Below are 21,612 nucleotides of genomic sequence, written 5' to 3' on the forward strand. Positions count from 1 at the left end.
CACTCGGGCAGGCGCCACACCCGCCCGCGCCCCGGGGCGGACCGGCAGTACCGGGCCGCCCGGGGCGGGCGGGTGTCGGCCGGTCAGGACTCGAAGGTCGTGGCCAGCGCGTCCGCGAGGCCCGGCACCAGCGAGGCGCCCGTGAGGACCTCGGAGGTCGAGTCCTTCTCGCGCAGCCGCAGCGCGGACTCCCGCGAACCGTCCCGCAGGACCGCCACCGTCATGCGGACCTCCTGACGGTCCGGATGCCCGGCCACCCACTTGGCGAGCTGCGCCTCGTCCATGCCGTCGGGCACGGAATCCTCGGCGGACGGCGGCAGCATCAGCCGCTCCACGGTCAGCGCGCAGCCGACGACCGCCTCCGGCCAGGCGATGGTGGCGAGGAATTCGTCGAGCGGCGCCCCCGCGGGGATCTCGTCCTGCTCGACGGGGGTGAGGGACGCGGTGGTGGAGTCATCGATACCGAGCTGCTCGGCGAGCGAAGGCTCCTGGTCACGCAGCTTCGCGGAATCGACGAGGGCGAACAGGCGGGCGGGCTGGTCCCAGCCGAGCCCGGCGCTGTACTCGTCGATTTCGAGTACCGCGCGGGTCAGTGGATCGGAGGCGAGAGGGGTGCCGTCAACGGGGAGGTTGGTCATGTTTCACATCGTGCCTTGTACACCCCCGAAATCGGGAACCGAGTAAAGCCTTCGTAAGTTGCATCAGTGGGTCCTACTATCGCCGGGCCTGTTCCACACGACAGCGAACTTCGAGGTGCGCACCTTGGCTTTCCAGATGCCGGACCGCGGCGGAGGCCCCTCCGGGCCACGGATCAGAGTCGGCCGACCGTCGCGGCGGGCCCGGACCCTGCTCATGACATTGGGCGTACTGGCCGTGCTGGCCATGCTCTTCGTGATGTTCTCGGGATTCTGGACCGACTGGCTCTGGTACCGCTCGGTCAAGTACTCATCGGTCTTCACCACAACCCTGTGGACCAAGATCGGTCTTTTCGTCTTCTTCGGCGTGCTGATGGCCGTGGCCGTCGGCGTCAACGTCTGGCTGGCCCACCGGCTGCGACCGCCGCTCAGCGCGATGTCCATGGAGCAGCAGAGCCTGGACCGCTACCGCATGGGCCTCGCGCCGTTCAAGAAGTGGGCGCTCCTCGCGATCGCCGCGGTCGTCGGCCTGATCGCCGGTGCCTCCGCGTCCGGTGAGTGGCGCACGTGGCTCCAGTGGGTCAACGGCGTGCCCTTCGGCCAGAAGGACCCGCAGTTCGGCAAGGACATCGCGTTCTACGCCTTCGACCTGCCCTGGTACCGCTTCCTGCTGAGCTTCGGCTTCGCCGCGGCGGTGCTGTGCCTGGTGGCTGCCGCACTGACGCACTACCTCTACGGCGGACTGCGGCTGACGAGCCCCGGCTCGCGCGCGACGGCGGCGGCCACCGGCCATCTGTCCGTGCTGCTGGGCATCTTCGTGTCGCTCAAGGCCATCGCGTACTGGCTCGACCGGTACGGCCTGGCGGTGAAGTCCAGCGGCCTGAAGTCGGCCGACGGCTGGACGGGCCTGCGGTACGTCGACGCCAACGCCTACCTCCCGGCGAAGACGATCCTGTTCTTCATCGCGGCGATCTGCGCGGTGCTGTTCTTCGCCACCCTCTGGCGCCGTACGTGGCAGCTGCCGGTCATCGGCTTCGGCCTGATGGTGCTCTCCGCCGTGCTGATCGGCGGCCTGTACCCGGCGATCGTGCAGAAGTTCCAGGTCCAGCCGAACGAGCAGGCCAAGGAAGCGCCGTACATCAAGCAGAACATCAAGGCGACCCGGGACGCGTACGACATCCAGGACTCCGAGATCACCGGCTACAAGGGCAACTACAAGCCCGTCGGCAAGGAGGAGAGCCAGAAGCTGCGGGACAACGCGGACACCACCGCCAGCATGCGACTGCTCGACCCGAACGTGGTGTCCCCGGCGTTCCAGCAACAGCAGCAGGCGCGTGGCTACTACCAGTTCCCCTCCACCCTCGACGTCGACCGCTACAAGGACAAGGACGGCGCCGAACAGGACACCGTCATCGGTCTGCGTGAGCTGAACATCGCGGGAATCCCCGAGCGCAACTGGATCAACGACCACTTCAAGTACACCCACGGATACGGCGCGGTGGCCGCGAAGGGCACCGAGACGACGGAGGGCGGCGGCCCGAAGTACACCGAGTCGAAGCTGCCGTCCAAGGGCCAGTTCGGCCCGTACGAACAGCGGGTGTACTACGGCGAGAAGACCACGCAGTACTCCATCGTCGGCGGTCCGCAGAAGGAGTTGGACTACTCCGACGACAACGGCGAGAAGAGCTACACGTACCAGGGCAAGAGCGGCGTCAACCTCTCCAACCCGATCAACCGCGCCGCGTACGCGGTGGCGTTCGGGGAGCCGCAGATCCTCTACTCCGGGGCGATCGGCGACGGCTCACGGATCCTGTACAACCGCACGCCCAAGGAGCGCGTCGAAGCGGTGGCCCCCTGGCTGACCATCGACGGTGACGCCTATCCGGCGGTCATCGACGGCCGGATCCAGTGGATCGTGGACGCCTACACCACGAGCAACGGCTACCCGTACGCCTCGCGCACCACGCTCGGCGACACCACGGCCGATTCGCTCACCACCGGGCAGCGGGCGGTGATGGCCCAGCAGAACCAGGTCAACTACATCCGCAACTCGGTGAAGGCGACGGTCGACGCGTACGACGGCTCGGTCAAGCTCTACCAGTGGGACAAGAAGGACCCGGTCCTCAAGACCTGGATGAAGGCGTTCCCCGGCACGGTCGAGAAGAAGGACGCCATCAGCTCGTCGCTCGAGGAGCATCTGCGGTATCCGCAGGACCTGTTCAAGGTCCAGCGGCAGCTGCTGACGACGTACCACGTCACGGACCCGGGCACGTTCTACACCGGCTCCGAGCGCTGGCAGATCCCCAACGATCCGACGAACAAGTCGGGCAACTCCGTGCCGCCGTACTACCTGAGCATGAAGATGCCGGACCAGAAGGATCAGACCTTCTCGCTGACGACGACGTTCACGCCCAACAAGAGAGACAACCTCGGGGCGTTCATGGCCGTCGACGCCAACGCGAAGAGCAATGACTACGGCAAGATCAGAATTCTGAAACTGCCGTCGGAGACACCGGTCCCCGGCCCACAACTGGTGCAGTCGAAGTTCAACTCCGATCCGAAGATCGCCAACGAGCTGAACATCCTCAAGAAGTTCGGCGACTCCGAGATCGAGTACGGCAATCTGCTGACCGTGCCCCTGGACGGCGGACTGCTGTACGTCGAGCCGGTCTATCTGCGCGGCGCGAACACCAACTACCCGCTGCTGAAGAAGGTCCTGGTCAGCTACGGCGACAACAAGCCGGTCCTGGAGAACTCCCTTGAGGACGCGCTGGACGTGGTCTTCGGCAAGAAGGCGCCCAGCACCGGCACGGCGCCACCGGGCGAGGGCCAGACGACGCAGCCTCCCGTGAACCAGACGGTCCAGGAGGCGCTGAACGACGCCCAGAAGGCGTACGAAGCCGGCGAGAAGGCCCGCGTCTCGGGTGACTGGGCCGGCTACGGCCAGGCGCAGAAGAAGCTCAAGGAGGCGCTGGACCGGGCCGCGGCGGCCGAGGAGAAGTCCACGAAGAAGGGCGGCGGTTCGGGGGACTGAGCAGACCACGGCCGACGCGCGTGCGGCCACCGGTGCCACCGGTGGCCGCACGCGCGGAGGTGGTCAAGGGCCGTCCCCGCAGCGTGATACCTTGAGTTCACAACGACGCGGGGTGGAGCAGCTCGGTAGCTCGCTGGGCTCATAACCCAGAGGTCGCAGGTTCAAATCCTGTCCCCGCTACGGAAAAGACCAGGGCCCGGATTCCTTGAGAATCCGGGCCTTCGTCATGGGTGCGGCCCCTCCGGGCAAGGCTCGCGGCGGGTTCGGCCGCGTCGGACTGCCGATGTGGGGAACCTGTGTGCTTGAGTTTGGCAAGTCGTTGTGTCGGGAAGTCGACAAACCGCTGAAGTGACCTCACTGGCTGCGGTATACCAGGTGTACGAGGGTTACGGGTGGTGCGACGATGGCTCTTATGGGGGACAAGGCAAGGTTGTTGGAGACGGACCGGTTTGCGTATGCGTCCGATGACGGGCGCGAATCCGAGTTGCCGATGGACGAGATGGAGGCCGCGGAGGCCGCCGAAGCGTCCGACGCGATGACCGAAACCGGTCATCGCCGGGCTGCCGAAGCGGGGAACACCGCGGCCATGAGTGTGCTCGGCGCACTGCTGCTGCGCCGAGGTGACCTCGACGGCGCCGAGCCGTATCTGCGCTCCGCGACCGTGGCGGGCGACCGCGCGGCGGCCAACAACCTCGGTGTGCTGCTGCACCAGAGGGGATACGTGGACGAGGCGTCCGGCTGGTGGCGGATCGCCGCCGTCGCCGGTTCCGCGGCGGCGGCGCACGCGCTGGGCCGCTACCACCGCGAGCGCGGCGACGAGCCGGCGGCCGAGTACTGGCTGCGGCAGTCCGCCGAATCCGGCCACTGCCTGGGCGCCTACGCTCTCGCCGACCTTCTCGAACACCGTGGTGACGTCGGCGCCGAGCGCTGGTTCCGGGCCGCCGCCGAGCGCGGCCACCGCGAGGCCGCGTACCGCATCGCCCGGCTCGTCGAAGAGGGCCGCGGCGCGGACCGCCGCACGGCACCTGCCTACGGCGAACTGACCCAGGAAGCCGAGGCGGAGCAGTGGTACCGCCAGGCCGCCGCGCGCGGACACCGGCGTGCGGCCCTCCAGTTGGGCACGCTGCTGGAGGAGCGCGGCGACATCCAGGAGGCGGGCCGCTGGTACCTCTCCGCGGCCAAGGACGGCGAGGCGAAGGCCGCCTGCGCGCTGGGCTTCCTGCTGCGTGACGCGGGCGACGTGGAAAGCGCGGCCGAGTGGTGGCGGCGCGCCGCCCAGGACGGCGACGGCAACGCCGCCAACGCCCTGGGAGCGCTGCACGCCGACCGCGGCGAGCTGCAGACCGCCGAGCGCTGGTACCGCGCCGCGCTGGACGCGGGCGACGTCAACGGCGCCTACAACCTCGGGCTGCTCTGCGCCGAGCAGGGGCGGGCCGGGCGCGGCGAGCAGTGGTACCGCAGGGCCGCGTACGCCGGGCACCGCGAGGCCGCCAACGCGCTCGCCATCCTGCTGCTCCAGCGCGGCGACGCGTCGGGCGCCGAACCGTGGTTCTCCAAGGCAGCCGAGGCCGGCAGCGTGGACGCGGCGTTCAACCTCGGCATCCTGTTCGCCGGACGCGGCGAGGAGCGCACCGCGCACACCTGGTACGAGCGGGCCGCCGCTGCCGGGCACACCGAGGCGGCCCTCCAGGTCGCGATCGTGCAGCAGCGCAGTGGCGAGGACGCCGCCGCGGAGCGGAACCTGCGCTGCGCCGCGGAGGGCGGCAGCGCCGAGGCGGCGTTCCGGCTCGCCGACCTGCTGGACCGCAAGGCGGTGGAATCGGGCCGCGGCCGGCTGCCCGACGAGGCGCGGACGCCGGACGACGAGAGCACCCGCTGGTACGAGAAGGCCGCGCGCGAGGGGCACCGCCGCGCTCAGGTCCGGGTTGGCATGTTCGCGGCGGCTCGGGGCGAGGTGGTCGAGGCCGCGAAGTGGTACCGGGCCGCCGCCGAAGCCGGCAGCCGCAACGGCGCCTTCAACCTCGGCCTGCTGCTGGCCCGCGAGGGCAGCCTGCCCGAGGCCGCCCTGTGGTGGCAGCGGGCCGCCGCGGAGGGGCACGGACGGGCGGCGCTGCGGCTGGCGCTGCTGGCCGCCCGCCGCGGCGCGCTGGCCGAGGCGCAGACCTGGTGCGCGCGGGCCGTGGAGCTGGGGCCGCCGGAGGTCGCCGAGCGGGCGGCGCGGCTGCGGGCGGCCCTCCAGGAGGAACTCAGCGCCTGAGCCCCGGGGCGGCCTCGGGGCCCGGTCCCCGGGGCTCGTCCCCGAGGCGGGGCCCGGGGCCTGCGGAAGGGATTTGCGCTGGTCGTCGGCCTGGGGTTAGAGTAAAGACACAACGACGCGGGGTGGAGCAGCTCGGTAGCTCGCTGGGCTCATAACCCAGAGGTCGCAGGTTCAAATCCTGTCCCCGCTACTGCAAGACGAAGGCCCGGATTCCTTGAGGATCCGGGCCTTCGTCGTATGTGCGGCCGGCCTTCGTCCCTCGGGGGTTCTTCGGGTCGGTGCGATCCTCGGGCCGGTTCGCGCCCTTCCCCTGATTTCCTCCACCCGGTGCCGCCGTGCCCTCTGGTGGGGCGTGGGGTCGTCGCGTCCGGGCATGCGAACGGACCCGCGTCCGTCAGGGGCGCGGGTCGGCAAGGGGATGCGGGCGGCCCGGACGGGGGCGCGCCCGGGGTGTCAGGTGGCTGAGTTGCAGGTGGGGCAGATGCCCCGGTAGGTGACCGTTACCTCGGAGACCTGGAAGCCGTACCGCTCGGGCTCGGGGAGCGCGGTGAGCGGGTCGCCCTGGACGTGGACGTCCCGGATCGTGCCGCAGCGGGAGCAGACCAGGTGCTGGTGGTCGTGGTGGGCGTTCGGGTCGTAGCGCTTGGCGCGGCCGTCCGTGCTGACCTCCAGCACCTCGCCGAGCGAGACCAGCTCGCCGAGCGTGTTGTAGACCGTGGCGCGGGAGATCTCGGGGAGCCGGTCGCTCGCGCGTGCGTGCACTTCGTCGGCGGTGTAGTGGACGTGGTCGCCGTCGAGCACCTCGGCGACCACGCGCCGCTGTGCGGTCAGACGCCAGCCGCGTTCCCGGAGTCGTTCCAGCAGGTCACTCATGCCATTCACCTATCAGTCAGATAAAGCCAGGGTAGCAGCGGCCGGTCCATCACCGGATCGGGTATGGCTTTCGGGTGCTTCTTGACTTAGACAATGTCCAATGTAGGATCGGCAACGGCACAAGCCAAGGGCAGGTGTAGAGACATCAGGAGGCGCACGTGTCGGTAGAGAGCACTACGGGACCGCTGACCACGGAGTCCGGGGCTCCGGTTGCGGACAACCAGAACAGCGAGACGGCCGGCGTCGGCGGACCGGGTCTGATCCAGGACCAGCTCCTGATCGAAAAGCTCGCTCACTTCAACCGCGAGCGCATTCCCGAGCGCATCGTTCACGCGCGGGGCGGCGGTGCGTACGGCACCTTCACCGTCACCGCCGATGTGACCAAGTACACGCGGGCGAAGTTCCTCTCGGAGATCGGCAAGCAGACCGAGACGTTCCTGCGCTTCTCGACGGTCGCGGGCAGCCTCGGTTCGGCGGACGCGGTGCGTGACCCCCGGGGCTTCGCGTTGAAGTTCTACACCGAAGAGGGCAATTACGACCTCGTCGGCAACAACACCCCGGTGTTCTTCATCAAGGACGCCATGAAGTTCCCGGACTTCATCCACACCCAGAAGCGCGACCCGTACACCGGCTCGCAGGAGGCGGAGAACGTCTGGGACTTCTTCGGCCTTTCGCCGGAGACCACCCACCAGGTGACCTGGTTGTTCGGCGACCGTGGCATCCCGGCCTCGTGGCGCCACATGGACGGCTTCGGCTCGCACACCTTCCAGTGGAACAACGAGGCCGGCGAGGTCTTCTGGGTCAAGTACCACTTCAAGACCGACCAGGGCATCAAGACCCTCACCCAGGCCGAGGCGGACAAGGTCGCCGGTGAGGACGCCGACAGTCACCAGCGTGACCTGCGGACGGCCATCGAGCGGGGCGACTTCCCCAGCTGGACCGTGCAGGTGCAGATCATGCCCGCGGCCGAGGCGGCGAACTACCGCTTCAACCCGTTCGACCTGACCAAGGTCTGGCCGCACGAGGACTACCCGCCGATCGAGATCGGCAAGCTGGAGCTGAACCGCAACCCGCAGGACATCTTCGCCGAGGTCGAGCAGTCGGCCTTCTCCCCGCACCACTTCGTGCCGGGCATCGGCCCGTCCCCCGACAAGATGCTCCAGGGCCGGCTCTTCGCCTATGCGGACGCGCACCGCTACCGCGTCGGCATCAACGCCGACCACCTGCCGGTCAACCGCCCCCGGGCCACCGAGGCCCGCACCTACGGGCGGGACGGCTTCCTCTACGACGGCCGGCACGCGGGCCGGAAGAACTACGAGCCGAACAGCTTCGGCGGTCCGGTCGAGACCGGCCGGGCGCTGTGGCAGTCGGTCGAGGTGTCCGGCGCCAGCGGCGAGAGCGCGGCGCCCTCGCACGCCGAGGACGACGACTTCGTGCAGGCGGGGAACCTCTACCGGCTGATGCCGGAGGACGCGAAGGAGCGTCTGATCAACAACCTGGCGGGCACCATCTCCGAGGTGTCCCGCGAGGACATCCGCCAGCGGGCGATCGAGAACTTCCGCAAGGCGGACGCGGACTACGGCAAGCGGCTGGAAGCCGCGGTCCAGGCCCTGCGCGGCTGACGAGCGGTTTCCCCCGGCCGGACCGCCACCGCCCGCGCGGCGGCGGTGGCCCGGCCGGGGGCGGCGCGCGACGGCTGCTTGCCGTACCAGCCGAAGAGGCCGGATGCCATGGGGCTCCGGCCTCTTCGTGCCTGCGGCCTCAGGCGGGTACCGCGTCGGTCCTCACGATGGCGGCCGAGCGGCAGCGGATGATGTCGCGGACCGATACGACGCCGACCGGCTCGCGGTCGTCGAGGACGATCAGATGCCGGAAGCCGCCGCGCACCATGGCGTCCGCGGCGTCGTCCAGGGTCCAGTCCGGTGCGGCGAAGACCACATCGGACGTGGTGTGGGTCTGGGCGGTCTCCCGGTCCGGATTCTCGCCCGCGCCCAGGGAGTTGAGGATGTCGCGCTCGGTGAGGATCCCGAGGCCGCTGGTGTCGGTGTCGAGTACGACCGCCGCGCCGACGCGGCGGGCCGCCATCAGCTGGGCGGCCTGACGGAGGGTGTGCGCGGGCCCGATGGTGAGGACCAGCGTGCTCATGGCGTCCTTGACGAGCAGGGGCATGGAAGAGAGCCACCTCCTTGGCGGATGTGAACTGGAGAAGGGATTCACAAGTTCACAAACGTGGGGATTCTCATGTTCACATGCTCTCCGGCGGGGTCACAAGAGTCAGGGGCCGGACGTCTGCCCGGCCCCCGTCACCACGCAGGTCAGTGCCGTGCGTCCCCGACGTACGTCAGCAGGTCGTCGTGGAGCAGGCCGTTGGAGGCCGCGGCGTTTCCGCTGTGCGGGCCCGGCTTGCCGTCCAGGCCGGTGAACCGGCCGCCGGCCTCCTGCACCACGACGGCGCAGGCCGCCATGTCCCACAGGGAGAGTTCCGGCTCCGCGCAGATGTCCACCGAGCCCTCGGCGACCATCATGTACGGCCAGAAGTCGCCGTAGGCCCGGGTGCGCCAGCAGTCCCGGCCCAGCTCCAGGAAGCCGGACAGCTTGTCGCGCTCCTCCCAGCCGGCCAGCGACGAGTACGCGAACGAGGCGTCCCGGATGCTGCCGACCTCCGAGACGTGCAGCCGGCTGGCGGAGGTCAGGCTCCGCCCCGTGAAGGCGCCAAGACCCTCGGCCGCCCACCACCTGCGGTTGAGCGCCGGGGCCGAGACGATGCCGACCACCGGGCGGTCGCCGCCCTCGCCGCGCTCCATCAGCGCGATCAGGGTGGCCCAGACCGGCACCCCGCGGACGTAGTTCTTCGTGCCGTCGATCGGGTCGATGATCCAGCGGCGCGGTCCTGCGCCCTCGGTGCTGCCGAACTCCTCGCCGAGCACCGAGTCGCGTGGCCTTGCCCGCTGGAGATGGCCGCGGATCAGCTCCTCGGCGGCCTTGTCCGCCTCGCTCACCGGGGTCATGTCCGGTTTGGTCTCGACCTTCAGGTCGAGTGCCTTGAACCGGTCCATGGTGGCGGCGTCAGCGGCATCCGCCAGGACGTGGCCGAGACGGAGATCATCGTGATAGTCGGGCATGTGCGAACAGTATCGACTGGTATACGCAGGAGCCACACGGCCATGGTCCGCCGGGCGTGTACGACGGTTCAGGCCCGCCGTGCGGCGACCCTTGACAGTCCCTGGCGCCGCGTCAATTCTGTCCGCACGCCGGTCATTTGGGCCGGTGGGCCGGGGAGGCGACGATGCCTGCAGCGCGTGATTCCTTGCTCGATGCCGCGTACACGGCGCTGGCGAGCCGCCCCTGGACGGCGGTCAGGATGGTGGACGTGGCGGCCCGCGCCGGGGTCTCGCGGCAGACCCTCTACAACGAGTTCGGCAGCAAGGAAGGGCTCGCCCGCGCGCTCGTGCGCCGCGAGACCGACAGCTATCTCGCGGGTGTCGAACGGGCCCTGGCCGACGGCCGGCCCGCGCGCACCGGGGACGACGCGGCGGGCCGGGTCGTCGCGGCTGCCGCCTGGACGCTGCGCACCGCCCGCGCCAACCCCCTGGTGCGGGCCGCGTTGACGGGCTGCTGGAGCGACCGGCTGCCGGCCCCGCCGCCGGTCCGTGGTGCGCGGTCAGGTGTCCCCGCGCCGCGTCGGTCGGCCGGTGACGCACCGCTGCCGGGGCCCGCCGAATGGGTCGGCAGGTTCTGCGACCGCGCGGTGGCCGCCCTGGAGCCGGACTGGCCCGTCGAGGAACTGCCCGCCCTGGGCACCGCCTGCGAGGCCGCCGCCCGGCTGACCCTGTCCTGCGTCGTCGCCCCCGAGGCCGGTCCGCCCGTACGGGCCCCGGGGCGGCGGGGAGCGCAGAGACCCGGCGCGGCACCCTCCGGGGCCGGAGGGCGGCGGGACGCGGAGACCGAGGCGGTGGCGCGGCTGGTGCGCGGGGCGTTCGCCCACCTGCCCGAGGCCCGTGGGGCGTCCGGCAGCGCGGTGTCCGGCGGGGGCCGGGCCGCGGGCTGAAGGGCGGTCACCGCTGGGTGCGGCGGGACGTGTTCGCCGCGGGGCGGCGGGTGCCCGCGGTCTCCCGCGGCCGGTCCGTCAGTGGGCCGATCCCGACAGCTGCAGCCCGACGACACCGATGATCACGAGGGTGATGGACACCAGCTTCAGCGTGGAGACCACGTCGCCGAGGAAGACCATGCCGTAGATCGCCGTGCCGGCCGCGCCGATGCCGGTCCAGACCGCGTACGCGGGGCCGACGTCGAGCTTGCGCAGGGACAGCGTCAGCAGGCCGAAGCTGGCCAGTGCGAAGGCGGCGAAGGCGACGGTCGGGAACAGGCGGGTGAAGCCGTGCGACAGCTTGAGGCAGACCGCGAAGCCGGTCTCCAGGAGACCTGCCACCACGACGAGCAGCCACGCCATATCCCATGCCTCCGTCAGATCCTGACCGCTCCGCCTGCCTTGGTGTGATTATGCCTTTACCTCGGGCGGCGGAGGGCGAACTCCGGTGATCAGTCGCCCTCGCGTCGCTCACGGGTCGACAGGAGGCGCCGCAGCGAATACAGCCGGGCCGGGTCGGCGTGGCCGTCGGCGACCCAGGCGTCCAGCGCGCAGTCCTGCTCGTCGTGGCTGCACGCGCGCGGGCACTCGGCGGTGCCGGGCACCAGGTCGGGGAAGGCCAGGATGACCCGCGACGGATCGACGTGGTGCAGTCCGAAGGACCGTACGCCAGGGGTGTCGATGACCCAGCCCGAGTCGCCGGGCAGCGGCAGGGCCAGCGCGGATGTGGTGGTGTGCCGGCCGCGGCCGGTGTGCGCGTTGACGTGTCCGGTCGCCCGACGGCGGTCCGGCACCAGGGAGTTGACCAGGGTGGTCTTGCCGACGCCCGAGTGGCCGACGAAGGCCGTCATGCGTCCCGTCAGCCGCTCGCGCACCCGGTCGGCGGCGGCGCCGTCGGCGAGTTCGTCGCGGTTGGTGACCAGATAGGGGACGCCCAGCGCGCCGTAGGACTCCAGGAGGCTGTCGGCCGACGCCAGGTCGGACTTGGTCAGCACCAGCAGCGGGTCGAGGCCCGCGTCGTAGGCGGCGACCAGACAGCGGTCGATCAGCCGGGGGCGCGGCTCGGGGTCGGCGAGCGCGGTGACGATGGCGAGCTGGTCGGCGTTGGCGACGACGACCCGCTCGTACGGGTCGTCGTCATCGGCCGTACGGCGCAGCGTGGAGGTGCGCGGCTCGACCCGGACGATGCGCGCCAGGGTGTCCTTGGCGCCGCTCAGATCGCCGACCACGGCGACGCGGTCGCCGACGACCGCGCTCTTGCGGCCCAGTTCGCGGGCCTTCATCGCGGTGACCGTGCGGTCGTCGATGAGGACGGTGAGGCGGCCCCGGTCGACGGTCAGGACCAGGCCCTCGGACGCGTCCTCGTGCTTGGGGCGGATGTTGGTGCGGGGACGGTTGCCCTTGCGGTTGGGGCGGACACGGATGTCGTCCTCGTCGGGGTTCTTGCCGTAGCGGCGCATGGCGGCGGAAACCCTCAGGCTCTCCGGGCGGCGGGGCCGGACGCGGGGGTGAGCATGTCCGTCCACAGCGCGGGGAAGTCGGGCAGCGTCTTGGCGGTGGTGGCGACGTTCTCCACCTCGACGCCCTCGACGGCCAGACCGATGAGGGCGGCGGCGGTCGCCAGGCGGTGGTCCTCGTACGTGTGGAAGACGCCGCCGTGCAGCGGGCGCGGCCGGATGTGCAGGCCGTCGGCGGTCTCGGTGACGTCGCCGCCCAGGCCGTTCAGCTCCTTGGTGAGCGCGGCCAGCCGGTCCGTTTCGTGCAGCCGCAGGTGGGCGACGCCGCGCAGGGTGGAAGGCGAGTCGGCGAGCGCCGCGACGGCGGCGATGCCGGGGGTCAGCTCGCCGACCTCGCTGAGGTCGACGTCGATGCCGTGCACCGCGCCGCCGCCGGTGAAGGTCAGGCCGCTGTCGGTCAGCTCGCAGGAGCCGCCCATGGCGGTGAAGATCTCGCGCAGCGCGTCACCGGGCTGGGTGGTGTGCTCGGGCCAGTCCGGGATGGTGACCCGGCCGCCGGTCACCAGGGCGGCGGCCAGGAACGGCTGGGCGTTGGAGAGGTCGGGCTCGACGACCAGGTCGCGGCCGAGCAGGGCGCCAGGGGTGACCCGCCAGACGTTCGGCTCGCCGCCCGACTCGGGGGTGTCCACCTGGGCACCGGCGCTGCGCAGCATGTCGACGGTCATCCGGATGTGCGGCATGGACGGCAGCGCCGAGCCGGTGTGCCGGACCTCGACACCCTGGTTGAAGCGCGGGGCCGACAGCAGCAGGGCGCTGACGAACTGGGAGGACGAGGAGGCGTCGATCTCGACCGGGCCGCCGTCCAGGGCGCCGCTGCCGTGCACCGTCATCGGGAGGGCGCCGCGGCCGTCGTCCTCGATCCGGGCGCCGAGGGCGCGCAGCCCCTCGATCACGCCGCCCAGCGGACGCTCGTAGGAGCGCGGGTCGCCGTCGAAGCGGATCGGGCCGTCGGCGAGGGCCGCGACCGGGGGGAGGAAGCGCATGACCGTGCCGGCGTTGCCGACGTCGACGGTGGCCGGGCCGCGCAGTCCGGCCGGGATGATCCGCCATGCCTCGCCGCCGCCGGCCGGCGGCTGCCCGCCCGCGGAGCTGGAGGACGCGGTCTCCTCGATGCCGACGCCCAGGGTGCGCAGCGCCTCGGCCATCAGCAGGGTGTCCCGGGAGCGCAGCGGGCGGCGGAGCCAGCCGGGCTCGGAGGAGAGGGCGGCCAGCACCAGTCCGCGGTTGGTGACCGATTTGGAGCCTGGCACGGTGACGGTCGCATCGACCGCCCCGGAGGCGACGGGGGCGGGCCAGAGGGCGGGAAGTGCTGGGCGCTCGGTCATGCCCCTCACTTTAATCGCTGGGCAAGGGTGCCGATCTTGATCAAAAACGGTGCAACTCTCACGAAACATGACGCTGATAGGGCGTGTGGGCCCGAATCCGGTGCGTGGCTTGCCCGTTCGGGGGACAGGGCCAAGGGGCGGGCCGGTGTTCCGGGCGTCCCGGAGGCGGGCCGCCCCGCCCCTCAGATCCCCAGCAGCCAGCGTCCGCCGCCGATCAGCGAGCAGAGCGTCACGACGTGGAACAGGCCCAGCCAGACGACCGCGGGGACGTGCGTCAGCCGCGCCAGCTGGTCGGGGTCGGAGTCGCCATCCCGCCGCTCGGCCATCATCCCGGAGGGGCTCACGAAGGCGGGGCGGGCCATCCGCCGCCGTTTGCGCTGCAGCTCGAACGGCGGCCGTACGCCGCCCAGCAGCAGGAACCACACCACCACGTACGCGAACGCGGCCTGGACGTCCGGTGTGGTCAGCCAGGAGACGAGGACGAACGCGGCGCCCGCCAGGACGACGGTGAGCACGCCGTAGGCGTTGCGGATCATCACCAGCATCGCGATCAGCAGCACCGTCGCGCCCCAGAGCAGGGCCGTGATGTGCCCGGCCGCCAGCAGGGCGGCGCCCGCGAGCCCCAGCAGGGACGGCGTGATGTAGCCGGCCGCCGCGGTGAGGATCATGCCGATGCCGGTCGGCTTGCCGCGCGAGACGGTCAGCCCGGAGGTGTCCGAGTGCAGCCGGATGCCCTCCAGGCGGCGCCCGGTGACCAGCGCGAGCAGGCCGTGGCCGCCCTCGTGCGCGATGGTGACGGCGTTGCGGGACAGGCGCCAGGCGGGGTGCGGGGCGACCGCGGCCAGCGCGACGACCGCCGTGACGATCACCAGCCAGGCCGGCGGATCGGGCTGGATCCCGAAGACGCGGCTCCATACGTCCGTGAGGTGATCGGTGTCCATGTCGTCCCTTCGTGTGGCATGGCAGTGTGGCACGCATGTGCGGAAGGTATGCAGCGAGTCGCAGGCCCGAGGAACTGGTGGAGATTTTCGGGGTCCGGCGCTGGGATCCGGAGGAGACCCTGGCGCCCGACTTCAACATCGCCCCGACGGTCAACGTGCACGCGGTGCTCGAACGTCCCCTGAAGGGCGAGGCGGCTGCCGCGTTCCCCCCGGGAGCGCCGGTGCGCCAGTTGCGGACGCTGAAGTGGGGCCTGGTGCCGTCGTGGTCGAAGTCACCCGAAGGCGCCGCGAAGATGATCAACGCGCGGTCCGAGACGGTGCACGAGAAGCCGTCCTTCAAGCAGGCGTTCGCCACCCGCCGCTGCCTGCTCCCCGGGGACGGCTATTACGAGTGGGTGACCGCACCGGAGGAGCGGGAGCTGGAGGAGCGCGGCAGGAAGAAGCGGGCGCGGAAGCAGCCGTACTTCGTGACGCCTGCCGACGGCTCCGTGATGGCGATGGCCGGGCTCTACGAGTTCTGGCGGGACACCACCCTGCCCGGCGACCACCCGCAGGCGTGGTGGGTGACCTGCACGGTCCTCACGACCGAGGCCGAGACCACGCCGCTGGCCGGAGCCGAAGGCGGCGAAGGACCGCAGTCGCTGTCCGAGATCCACCCCCGGATGCCGCTGGTCATGCCCCCGGACCGCTGGGACGCCTGGCTCGACCCGGCGCCCGCAGGACTCGACCGGCTGCGCGGACTCCTCACGCCGCCGCCCCCGGGGCTGATGCGCGCCTACCCCGTCCCGACGGACGTCAGCAACGTCCGCAACAACGGACCCGAGCTGCTCACCGAACTCGAAGGGCCCGAGGTCGCCACCCTCTTCTGAAGCGGCGCGCCCGCCCCTCGCGGGCCCGCCCGGCAGGATGGGGGCATGAGCACAGGGGCGAACGAGAGCGAGACGGTGGCGACACCGGCAGGGGACGCGCGGATCAGCTGGTACCGGGCGCCGGTGCCGGCGCGGGCCGTGGTGGCCGTCGGGCACGGCGCAGGCGGCGGGATCGAGGCGCGCGACCTGCGGGCCCTGGCCGCCGCGCTGCCGGGACGCGGCTACACCGTGGCACTGGTCGAGCAGCCGTGGCGGGTCGCGGGCAAGAAGGTGGCGCCCGCGCCCAAGACCCTGGACGTGGCATGGACGGCGCTGTGGCCCGCGCTGGAGAAGCCGGGGCTGCCGGTCGTCGCGGGTGGCCGCAGCGCGGGCGCCAGGGTGGCCTGCCGCACCGCACGTGAACTGGGCGCGCACGCCGTCCTCGCCCTCAGCTTCCCGCTGCACCCGCCGGGCAGGCCCGAGAAGTCACGGGCCGGCGAACTGGCCGGTGCGGGGGTGCCGACGCTGGTCGTCCAGGGCGGCCGGGATCCGTTCGGCGGGCCTGGCGAGTTCCCTGGCGGCACGGAACTGCGCGAGGTGGCACACGGGGACCACGGTTTCGCGGTGCCCAAGAAGGCGGGGGTGACGGAGGCGGAGTCGATGGACCGGCTCACCGCCGTGGTGGTGGAGTGGCTGGACGGGCTCTTCGGCTGATCCCCGGCGGGCCTCACTCCGTCCGGCCGCGTGGCCGGGCGCGTACGTGCATCCGCTCGCCCTGCCTGCCGAAGAGGCTGAGCAGCTCCACCGGCTCGTCGTCCGCCGGGCCGAACCAGTGCGGCAGCCGGGTGTCGAACTCCGCCGCCTCGCCGGCCTTCAGCAGGACATCGCGGTCGGCCAGCAGCAGCCGCAGCCGGCCGGACAGTACGTAGAGCCATTCGTAGCCCTCGTGGGTGCGCTGCTCGGGCTGGCTCTTGACCGGGTCGATGACGAGTTTGAACGCCTGGAGGGCACCCGGCTGGCGGGTCAGCGGCACGAACGTCATGTGCTCGCGCCGCTGCGGCACCGCGCGCACCCGCGGATCGCCGACCTCCGGCGCGCCCACCAGCTCGTCCAGCGGCACCTGATGGGCCTGTGCCAGCGGCAGCAGCAGTTCGAGGGTGGCCCGGCGCCCGCCGGATTCCAGCCGGGAGAGGGTGCTGACCGAGATGCCGGTGGCTTCCGAGAGCGAGGCCAGCGTCACCGACCGTTCCTGGCGCAGGCGGCGCAGCCGCGGTCCGACCTCGGAGAGCACCTGTTCGTATGCGTTGTCCGTCACCCCTCCATTGCTGAAGCGGCAATGCGTTTTGTCAAGCCCTGGGGGCGGAGCGGAGGGCGGGGCGGGAATGAAGGGCCGGGTGCGGCCGTTGTCGAGAGGGCGTACGCGGCGGTTCCGACGGCCGGTGCGCCCACTGTCCGGCCCCGGCGGAACGGGGGCGGCGGTGCGGGAATGGCCGCGTCGGTCCGGCTGTTGACCAAGGCGTAAGACGCCCGAGTACATCCAGCGCATCGTGAGGAATGGGAGCCCGCCGCATGGGAATCGCTTGCCCGGCCCGTCCGGCCGCCGATCTACAGTGGTCGCAGGTGCAGGTATCGCAGCCCGCTCTGGCTGGAGCGGCGGTGGCACCGGATCGTCGTCTATTCTCCGAATCGAGTGGGTCCGCATCCGGATCCGTCACGGTGGTGGAGGAGGTGGGTCCGGTCACTGGGACCGACGCAGGGACCGACGGCACGGCTGAGGAGCACGCCGGGGCCCGGAAGGAGAGCGACGCCGAGCGCAACGCCCGCTTCGAGCGTGACGCCCTCACCTTCCTGGACCAGATGTACTCCGCCGCGCTGCGCATGACGCGCAATCCGGCCGACGCGGAGGACCTGGTGCAGGAGACGTACGCAAAGGCGTATGCGTCCTTCCACCAGTTCCGGGAGGGCACCAACCTCAAGGCGTGGCTGTACCGCATCCTCACCAACACCTTCATCAACTCCTACCGCAAGAAGCAGCGGGAGCCGCAGCGCAGTGCCGCCGAGGAGATCGAGGACTGGCAGCTCGCGCGCGCCGAGTCGCACATGTCGACGGGGCTGCGCTCCGCCGAGTCGCAGGCGCTCGACCACCTGCCCGATTCGGATGTGAAGGCCGCGCTCCAGGCCATTCCCGAGGAATTCCGTATCGCGGTGTATCTCGCGGACGTCGAGGGGTTTGCGTACAAGGAGATCGCCGACATCATGGGGACACCCATCGGCACGGTGATGTCCCGCCTGCACCGAGGCCGACGCCAACTGCGCGGCATGCTGGAGGATTACGCCCGTGAGCGCGGGCTGGTCCCGGCCGGGGCAGGGGCTGCGGCGGAGGCACCGCAGCCGCACGACCGGAAAGGCTCGGGATCATGAGCTGCGGAGATCCGCACGACAAGGACTGCTCCGAGGTTCTCGACCACCTCTACGAGTATCTCGACCGTGAGATGCCCGCGGGCGAGTGCGAGAAATTCCAGGTGCACATCGACGAGTGCTCGCCGTGCCTGGAGAAGTACGGACTCGAACAGGCCGTCAAGAAGCTGGTCAAGCGCTGCTGCGGCCACGACGACGTGCCCACCGACCTGCGCTCGAAGGTCATGGGCAGGATCGACCTGATCAGGGCGGGCGAGACCGTCCCCGAGGTCAGCGTCCTCGACCAGGCCAAGCACGAACAGGCACAGCGGAACCGCGCCGCCGCCCCGGGCGCGGACAGCGGCGACACCCCGGCTGCCTGCGGCGACGCGGACGCACCGGCCGCCGCCGGCCAGGACGGGTCCGCCGCAGCACGTACCGAGGCCGCACGCGCCGAATAAGGCGCCGCGTCACCCTAAGGGGTGAGGGGCGGGGCGATTCGTCCCGCCCGATCCGCCGATGCGCCGTCGCGCGCCTCTCGGCCCCTTTATCCTCACCGAACCCCCGTGCACGGGACACCCCTGTGCGGGGACACGCTGTGGCTTCGGGGAGGAGGGCGCGATGCGGGAACTTCCGGTGGCCGCGCAGGGGTTCATCGGCTGCGCCGTGCTTGCCGCGGCGCTGTGCGCGGCCCCCGCCGCAGGACTCGGCGCCGACGCGCCCTGGGGCGACGCCGCCGCCCTCGCCACCCTCTACGCGGTGTGCGAGCGGGCGCGCCACTGCCCGGTGCAGGGCCGCCGCGAGCCGATCGGCGGCACCGCGTTCTTCCCCGTGCTGCTGGCCGGGGTCTTCCTGCTGCCGCCGCCGCTCGCCGCGCTGGCCGCCGTACCGGGCGGGCTGACCGCCCCCGCCGAGGCGCGGTCCGCCGCCGCCCGCAGGCTCTGGCACGCCGCCGAACTGGCCCTGGCCTGCTGGGTTTCCGCACACATCTGCCAGGCGACGGGCCATCACCCGCTGTCCGCACCGCAGTTCCCCGCCCTGCTGCTGCCCGCCGCGGCCACCGCAGCCGCGTTCTGCGGAGTGATCGCCGTGCTGGACGGCGGGGTGCTGGTCGCCGCCGAACGGCACCCGCCGCGCACCGCCTGGCGCGGCGGACCGGCCCGTTCCCTGCCGCCGTACCTGGTGCACGGCCTGGCCGGGCTGATGATGGCGGTCCTGTGGCGCAGCCCGTACGGGCCGCCCGCCGCGCTGCTGGTGCTGCTGCCGATGTACCTCTCCTGCTGGGTCCTCGCCCGGTACCACCGGGAGCGGGCCGCCCACCGGGCGACGATCAGGGCGCTGGTGCAGGCCGTGGACATCAAGGACCGCTACACCCGCGGGCACAGCGAACGGGTCGGCCGGGCCTCGGTGATGATCGCGCGGGAACTGGGCATGGCGGAGGACCGGGTCGAGGTGCTGCGGTTCGCCGGCATCCTCCACGACGTCGGCAAACTCGGCGTGCCCACCCGGCTGTTGCGCAAGGACGGGCCGCTGACGCCGGAGGAGCGCCGCGTCATCGAACTGCATCCCGAGTACGGCCACGAGATCGTGCGGGGCATCGGCTTCCTGGGCGAGGCGCGGGCGGCGATCCTGCACCACCACGAGCGGCTGGACGGCCGCGGCTACCCGTACGGGCTGACGGGGCGTCAAATCCCGGAGTTCGCCCGGGTGGTGGCGGTGGCCGACGCCTTCGACGCGATGACCTCCACCCGTTCCTACCGCCGGGCCCGGCCGGTGGCCGCCGCCGTGGCGGAGCTGCGCAACTGCGCCGGGGCGCAGTTCGACCCCCGGATGGTGCGGGCCCTGGCGGCCTCGCTCGATCGGCACGGCTGGCATCCCGGACTCGTCATGGCGGCCGACGCGGATCCGGTGGCGGCGGTGGCGGTCGATGACAGGACGGACGATGACGGGGCGGACGGGGCGGATCCGGCCGCCGCGCGGTGCCGGGCGCAGGCGGGCGACGGCCCCGGCGGGCCTGCGCAGGGGCGCACGCAGGCCCTGGCGCCGGCCGTCTCCGCGGCGGTGGCTCCGGGTAGCGGAAACGTCCCTGCTGCCGACGCGGACGGGCCGGAGCAGGCGGCAGATGCCGGGGCGGCGGCCGGTGCCGGGGCCGCCGCGTCCCGGGCCGGGCGCGGCTCAGGCGGCCACCGCGCGGCGCCCGGGATCGGACGTGTGCAGGCCGTGGCGAAGCGGTGGTGCGGCCCGGCAGGTCCCGCGCGAAGGCCGGGCGAGCGGTGAACGGCGAGGGCCGCCGGGCGCCGGGGGCCGGCCCGCAGCCCGCCCGGCGGTCCGGAGCGCTCGTCGTGGCGGTCTGCGTGGCCGCCGCGGCATCGGCGGTCTGGGCGCTCGGGAACACCCTGCGGAACGGCGTGGCCGAGCCCCGCGTCGCGCTGGCCTTCGGGCTGCTGATCGTCGTGGGCGAACTGGTGCGGCTCGGCCCCACCAGGACCTGCGTGGCGGGCCGGGCGCCGGGCGAGCGGGAGTGCGCGCCGCTCGGCGCCGCGGGCGCGCTGGCGTACGCGCTGCTCGGCGACGTCGGCGGGCGGCCGACCACGCACGGAGTGGCGCAGACCCTGGCGGTCGTCGCCGCGGCCGGTCTGGTGGGGCTCGTCCCGCACCTCGCGCGTGGCCGCGGGCCCGCGCTCGACCACCTGGCGCGCCGCCTGCTGACCACCGGCTTCGCCGCCACCTGCTTCCAGCCCCTCTACACGACAGGCACACTGCGCGCGTGGACGGGCGACGGTCCCGGCCATCCGCTGGTCATGCTCGCGGTCCTGGCGCTCACCGCGCTGTGCGACGCCGTCCTGGCCGCCGCGCTCGCCCGGGGCCGCACCGGCTGGCCGTACGGGCCGCTGCTGCGCGACGAGTTGCGGGCGCTGCCCGGCATCGGCTCGGCGATCTGCGCGACCGGCGTGGTGATGTCGCTGGCCACCGCGGTCGCCGGGCTCTGGGCGCTGCCGGTGTTCTGCCTGCCGCTGCTGCTGACCCAGTACGCGTTCCGCAGGTTCGCCGCCGTACGGGCCACCTACCGGCAGACCATCGCCTCGCTGGCCCGGTCCACCGAGATCGCCGGCTACACCCCGCACGGCCACGCCCGCCGGGTCGCCGCGCTCAGCCGGGCGGTCGGCCGGGAACTCGGGCTCACCGCACCGGACTTGGACGTCCTGGAGTACGCCGCGCTGATGCACGACATCGGCCAGCTCTCGCTGCTCGACCCGGTGCCCGCCGGTGCCACCGCCCTGCTGCCGTCCGGCGAACAGCGCCGGATCGCCCTGCTGGGCGGCGCCGTGGTGCGCAGTACCGGGGTGCCCGCCGAGGTCGCCGTGATCGTCGAACGGCAGGCGGATCCGTACCGCGACCAGCCGCTCACCGCACGCATCGTGCGCACCGTCAACGCCTACGACGACTGGTCGGGCGGCGCCGCGGACCCCGGAGGGCCGCTGCGCGCCCTGGAGCGGCTGCGGCTGTCCGGAGCGCAGGACCACGAACCGCGGGTGGTGGAGGCACTCGCCCGGGTCCTGGCGAGGGGCGGCAGGACGGCGTGAGGGCGCGCCCTTCAGGAGGCAGGGCGCGCGCGGGTGGCTGTTCGCCGGACGCGGAACGCGCCGGGCGGCCCCGGCCCGTCGGGCAGTCCGTGGAACCCATGGGTAATGAGCGCC

The 21,612-nt window shown here is 72.0% G+C and carries 18 protein-coding genes, 2 tRNA genes and 1 pseudogene; 12 read left to right on the top strand and 9 right to left on the bottom strand.

All coding sequences use genetic code 11. The features are described from left to right. Positions 1–83: 83 nt before the first annotated feature. Positions 84–638: a PPA1309 family protein gene (locus ACIBK8_RS01165; protein WP_393682644.1), complete on the bottom strand. Its 555-nt coding sequence runs from the start codon at positions 636–638 to the stop codon at positions 84–86. 214 nt (positions 639–852) lie between these two features. Here ACIBK8_RS01165 and ACIBK8_RS01170 point away from each other — a divergent pair, with 214 nt between their 5' ends. The 4 genes from ACIBK8_RS01170 to ACIBK8_RS01185 all read left to right on the top strand — a co-directional run bounded on the left by ACIBK8_RS01170 (position 853) and on the right by ACIBK8_RS01185 (position 6,116). Beyond that, positions 853–3,669, top strand: a complete 2,817-nt coding sequence (locus tag ACIBK8_RS01170) for a UPF0182 family protein (RefSeq protein WP_399039418.1) — start codon at positions 853–855, stop codon at positions 3,667–3,669. A gap of 106 nt (positions 3,670–3,775) precedes the next feature. Further along, a tRNA-Met gene (locus ACIBK8_RS01175) sits at positions 3,776–3,849 on the top strand. Positions 3,850–4,072: 223 nt separating this feature from the next. Further along, positions 4,073–5,926, top strand: coding sequence for a sel1 repeat family protein (locus ACIBK8_RS01180; protein WP_399039419.1), 1,854 nt, complete (start codon positions 4,073–4,075; stop codon positions 5,924–5,926). A 116-nt stretch (positions 5,927–6,042) separates the two neighbouring features. Beyond that, positions 6,043–6,116: transfer RNA gene (locus ACIBK8_RS01185), tRNA-Met, on the top strand. A gap of 263 nt (positions 6,117–6,379) precedes the next feature. On the opposite strand, the gene ACIBK8_RS01190 is transcribed toward ACIBK8_RS01185, so the two are convergent. Continuing rightward, on the bottom strand, positions 6,380–6,799 hold the full coding sequence (locus ACIBK8_RS01190) for a Fur family transcriptional regulator (protein WP_399039420.1): 420 nt from the start codon (positions 6,797–6,799) through the stop codon (positions 6,380–6,382). 158 nt (positions 6,800–6,957) lie between these two features. Here ACIBK8_RS01190 and ACIBK8_RS01195 point away from each other — a divergent pair, with 158 nt between their 5' ends. After that, positions 6,958–8,421 carry a catalase gene (locus ACIBK8_RS01195; RefSeq protein ID WP_399039422.1) on the top strand — a complete coding sequence of 488 codons (1,464 nt, stop codon included), beginning with the start codon at positions 6,958–6,960 and terminating at the stop codon, positions 8,419–8,421. A 139-nt stretch (positions 8,422–8,560) separates the two neighbouring features. Here the strand turns inward: ACIBK8_RS01195 and ACIBK8_RS01200 are convergent, their stop codons facing one another. Together ACIBK8_RS01200 and hisN are read right to left on the bottom strand one after the other, a co-directional pair. Further along, on the bottom strand, positions 8,561–8,962 hold the full coding sequence (locus ACIBK8_RS01200; RefSeq protein ID WP_393683041.1) for a cyclic nucleotide-binding/CBS domain-containing protein: 402 nt from the start codon (positions 8,960–8,962) through the stop codon (positions 8,561–8,563). Positions 8,963–9,114: 152 nt separating this feature from the next. Further along, positions 9,115–9,921 carry a histidinol-phosphatase gene (gene hisN / locus ACIBK8_RS01205; protein ID WP_399039423.1) on the bottom strand — a complete coding sequence of 269 codons (807 nt, stop codon included), beginning with the start codon at positions 9,919–9,921 and terminating at the stop codon, positions 9,115–9,117. A 164-nt stretch (positions 9,922–10,085) separates the two neighbouring features. Between hisN and ACIBK8_RS01210 the strand changes: the two genes are divergently transcribed. After that, entirely contained in the window at positions 10,086–10,847 is a 762-nt protein-coding gene (locus ACIBK8_RS01210) for a TetR/AcrR family transcriptional regulator (protein WP_399039424.1), read from the top strand. A gap of 78 nt (positions 10,848–10,925) precedes the next feature. Here the strand turns inward: ACIBK8_RS01210 and ACIBK8_RS01215 are convergent, their stop codons facing one another. The 4 genes from ACIBK8_RS01215 to ACIBK8_RS01230 form a co-directional block, all read right to left on the bottom strand. Further along, positions 10,926–11,249, bottom strand: coding sequence for a DMT family transporter (locus ACIBK8_RS01215; protein WP_393682631.1), 324 nt, complete (start codon positions 11,247–11,249; stop codon positions 10,926–10,928). A gap of 89 nt (positions 11,250–11,338) precedes the next feature. Then, positions 11,339–12,346, bottom strand: a complete 1,008-nt coding sequence (gene rsgA, locus ACIBK8_RS01220; protein WP_399039425.1) for a ribosome small subunit-dependent GTPase A — start codon at positions 12,344–12,346, stop codon at positions 11,339–11,341. A 14-nt stretch (positions 12,347–12,360) separates the two neighbouring features. Then, positions 12,361–13,728 (bottom strand): 3-phosphoshikimate 1-carboxyvinyltransferase, encoded by a 1,368-nt coding sequence (aroA, locus tag ACIBK8_RS01225; protein WP_399039426.1) that lies wholly within the window; start codon positions 13,726–13,728, stop codon positions 12,361–12,363. Positions 13,729–13,910: 182 nt separating this feature from the next. Next, entirely contained in the window at positions 13,911–14,669 is a 759-nt protein-coding gene (locus ACIBK8_RS01230; RefSeq protein WP_399039427.1) for a M50 family metallopeptidase, read from the bottom strand. Positions 14,670–14,704: 35 nt separating this feature from the next. Here ACIBK8_RS01230 and ACIBK8_RS01235 point away from each other — a divergent pair, with 35 nt between their 5' ends. Continuing rightward, entirely contained in the window at positions 14,705–15,538 is an 834-nt protein-coding gene (locus ACIBK8_RS01235; protein WP_399039428.1) for an SOS response-associated peptidase, read from the top strand. A 45-nt stretch (positions 15,539–15,583) separates the two neighbouring features. Further along, positions 15,584–16,231, top strand: coding sequence for an alpha/beta family hydrolase (locus ACIBK8_RS01240; protein ID WP_399039429.1), 648 nt, complete (start codon positions 15,584–15,586; stop codon positions 16,229–16,231). Positions 16,232–16,244: 13 nt separating this feature from the next. On the opposite strand, the gene ACIBK8_RS01245 is transcribed toward ACIBK8_RS01240, so the two are convergent. Next, complete coding sequence (locus ACIBK8_RS01245; protein ID WP_399039430.1) at positions 16,245–16,832, bottom strand: helix-turn-helix domain-containing protein; 588 nt, start codon at positions 16,830–16,832, stop codon at positions 16,245–16,247. 413 nt (positions 16,833–17,245) lie between these two features. Between ACIBK8_RS01245 and ACIBK8_RS01250 the strand changes: the two genes are divergently transcribed. From ACIBK8_RS01250 to ACIBK8_RS01265, 4 genes and pseudogenes are all read left to right on the top strand, one after another. Beyond that, the gene (locus ACIBK8_RS01250; protein ID WP_227047275.1) at positions 17,246–17,938 is read left to right on the top strand and encodes a sigma-70 family RNA polymerase sigma factor; all 693 of its coding nucleotides are present in this window, start codon (positions 17,246–17,248) and stop codon (positions 17,936–17,938) included. Continuing rightward, complete coding sequence (gene rsrA, locus ACIBK8_RS01255) at positions 17,935–18,375, top strand: mycothiol system anti-sigma-R factor (RefSeq protein ID WP_399039431.1); 441 nt, start codon at positions 17,935–17,937, stop codon at positions 18,373–18,375. The genes ACIBK8_RS01250 and rsrA overlap by 4 nt, the downstream gene beginning before the upstream one ends. Before the next feature lie 160 nt (positions 18,376–18,535). After that, positions 18,536–19,900, top strand: a pseudogene (locus ACIBK8_RS01260) (HD-GYP domain-containing protein); the annotation flags it as partial. A 356-nt stretch (positions 19,901–20,256) separates the two neighbouring features. Then, complete coding sequence (locus ACIBK8_RS01265; RefSeq protein WP_399039432.1) at positions 20,257–21,498, top strand: HD-GYP domain-containing protein; 1,242 nt, start codon at positions 20,257–20,259, stop codon at positions 21,496–21,498. The last annotated feature ends 114 nt before the right edge of the window (positions 21,499–21,612 follow it).

The organism is Streptomyces sp. NPDC050161 (genome assembly GCF_044460025.1).
Lineage (GTDB): Bacteria > Actinomycetota > Actinomycetes > Streptomycetales > Streptomycetaceae > Streptomyces.

Bases quoted from the DNA above. Each gene is read 5' to 3' on its own strand.
- ACIBK8_RS01165 (WP_393682644.1), bottom strand. From the start codon at position 638: ATGACCAACCTCCCCGTTGACGGCACCCCTCTCGCCTCCGATCCACTG.
- ACIBK8_RS01170 (WP_399039418.1), top strand. From the start codon at position 853: ATGACATTGGGCGTACTGGCCGTGCTGGCCATGCTCTTCGTGATGTTC.
- ACIBK8_RS01180 (WP_399039419.1), top strand. From the start codon at position 4,073: ATGGCTCTTATGGGGGACAAGGCAAGGTTGTTGGAGACGGACCGGTTT.
- ACIBK8_RS01190 (WP_399039420.1), bottom strand. From the start codon at position 6,799: ATGAGTGACCTGCTGGAACGACTCCGGGAACGCGGCTGGCGTCTGACC.
- hisN (WP_399039423.1), bottom strand. From the start codon at position 9,921: ATGCCCGACTATCACGATGATCTCCGTCTCGGCCACGTCCTGGCGGAT.
- ACIBK8_RS01210 (WP_399039424.1), top strand. From the start codon at position 10,086: ATGCCTGCAGCGCGTGATTCCTTGCTCGATGCCGCGTACACGGCGCTG.
- ACIBK8_RS01215 (WP_393682631.1), bottom strand. From the start codon at position 11,249: ATGGCGTGGCTGCTCGTCGTGGTGGCAGGTCTCCTGGAGACCGGCTTC.
- rsgA (WP_399039425.1), bottom strand. From the start codon at position 12,346: ATGCGCCGCTACGGCAAGAACCCCGACGAGGACGACATCCGTGTCCGC.
- aroA (WP_399039426.1), bottom strand. From the start codon at position 13,728: ATGACCGAGCGCCCAGCACTTCCCGCCCTCTGGCCCGCCCCCGTCGCC.
- ACIBK8_RS01230 (WP_399039427.1), bottom strand. From the start codon at position 14,669: ATGGACACCGATCACCTCACGGACGTATGGAGCCGCGTCTTCGGGATC.
- ACIBK8_RS01235 (WP_399039428.1), top strand. From the start codon at position 14,705: ATGTGCGGAAGGTATGCAGCGAGTCGCAGGCCCGAGGAACTGGTGGAG.
- ACIBK8_RS01240 (WP_399039429.1), top strand. From the start codon at position 15,584: ATGAGCACAGGGGCGAACGAGAGCGAGACGGTGGCGACACCGGCAGGG.
- rsrA (WP_399039431.1), top strand. From the start codon at position 17,935: ATGAGCTGCGGAGATCCGCACGACAAGGACTGCTCCGAGGTTCTCGAC.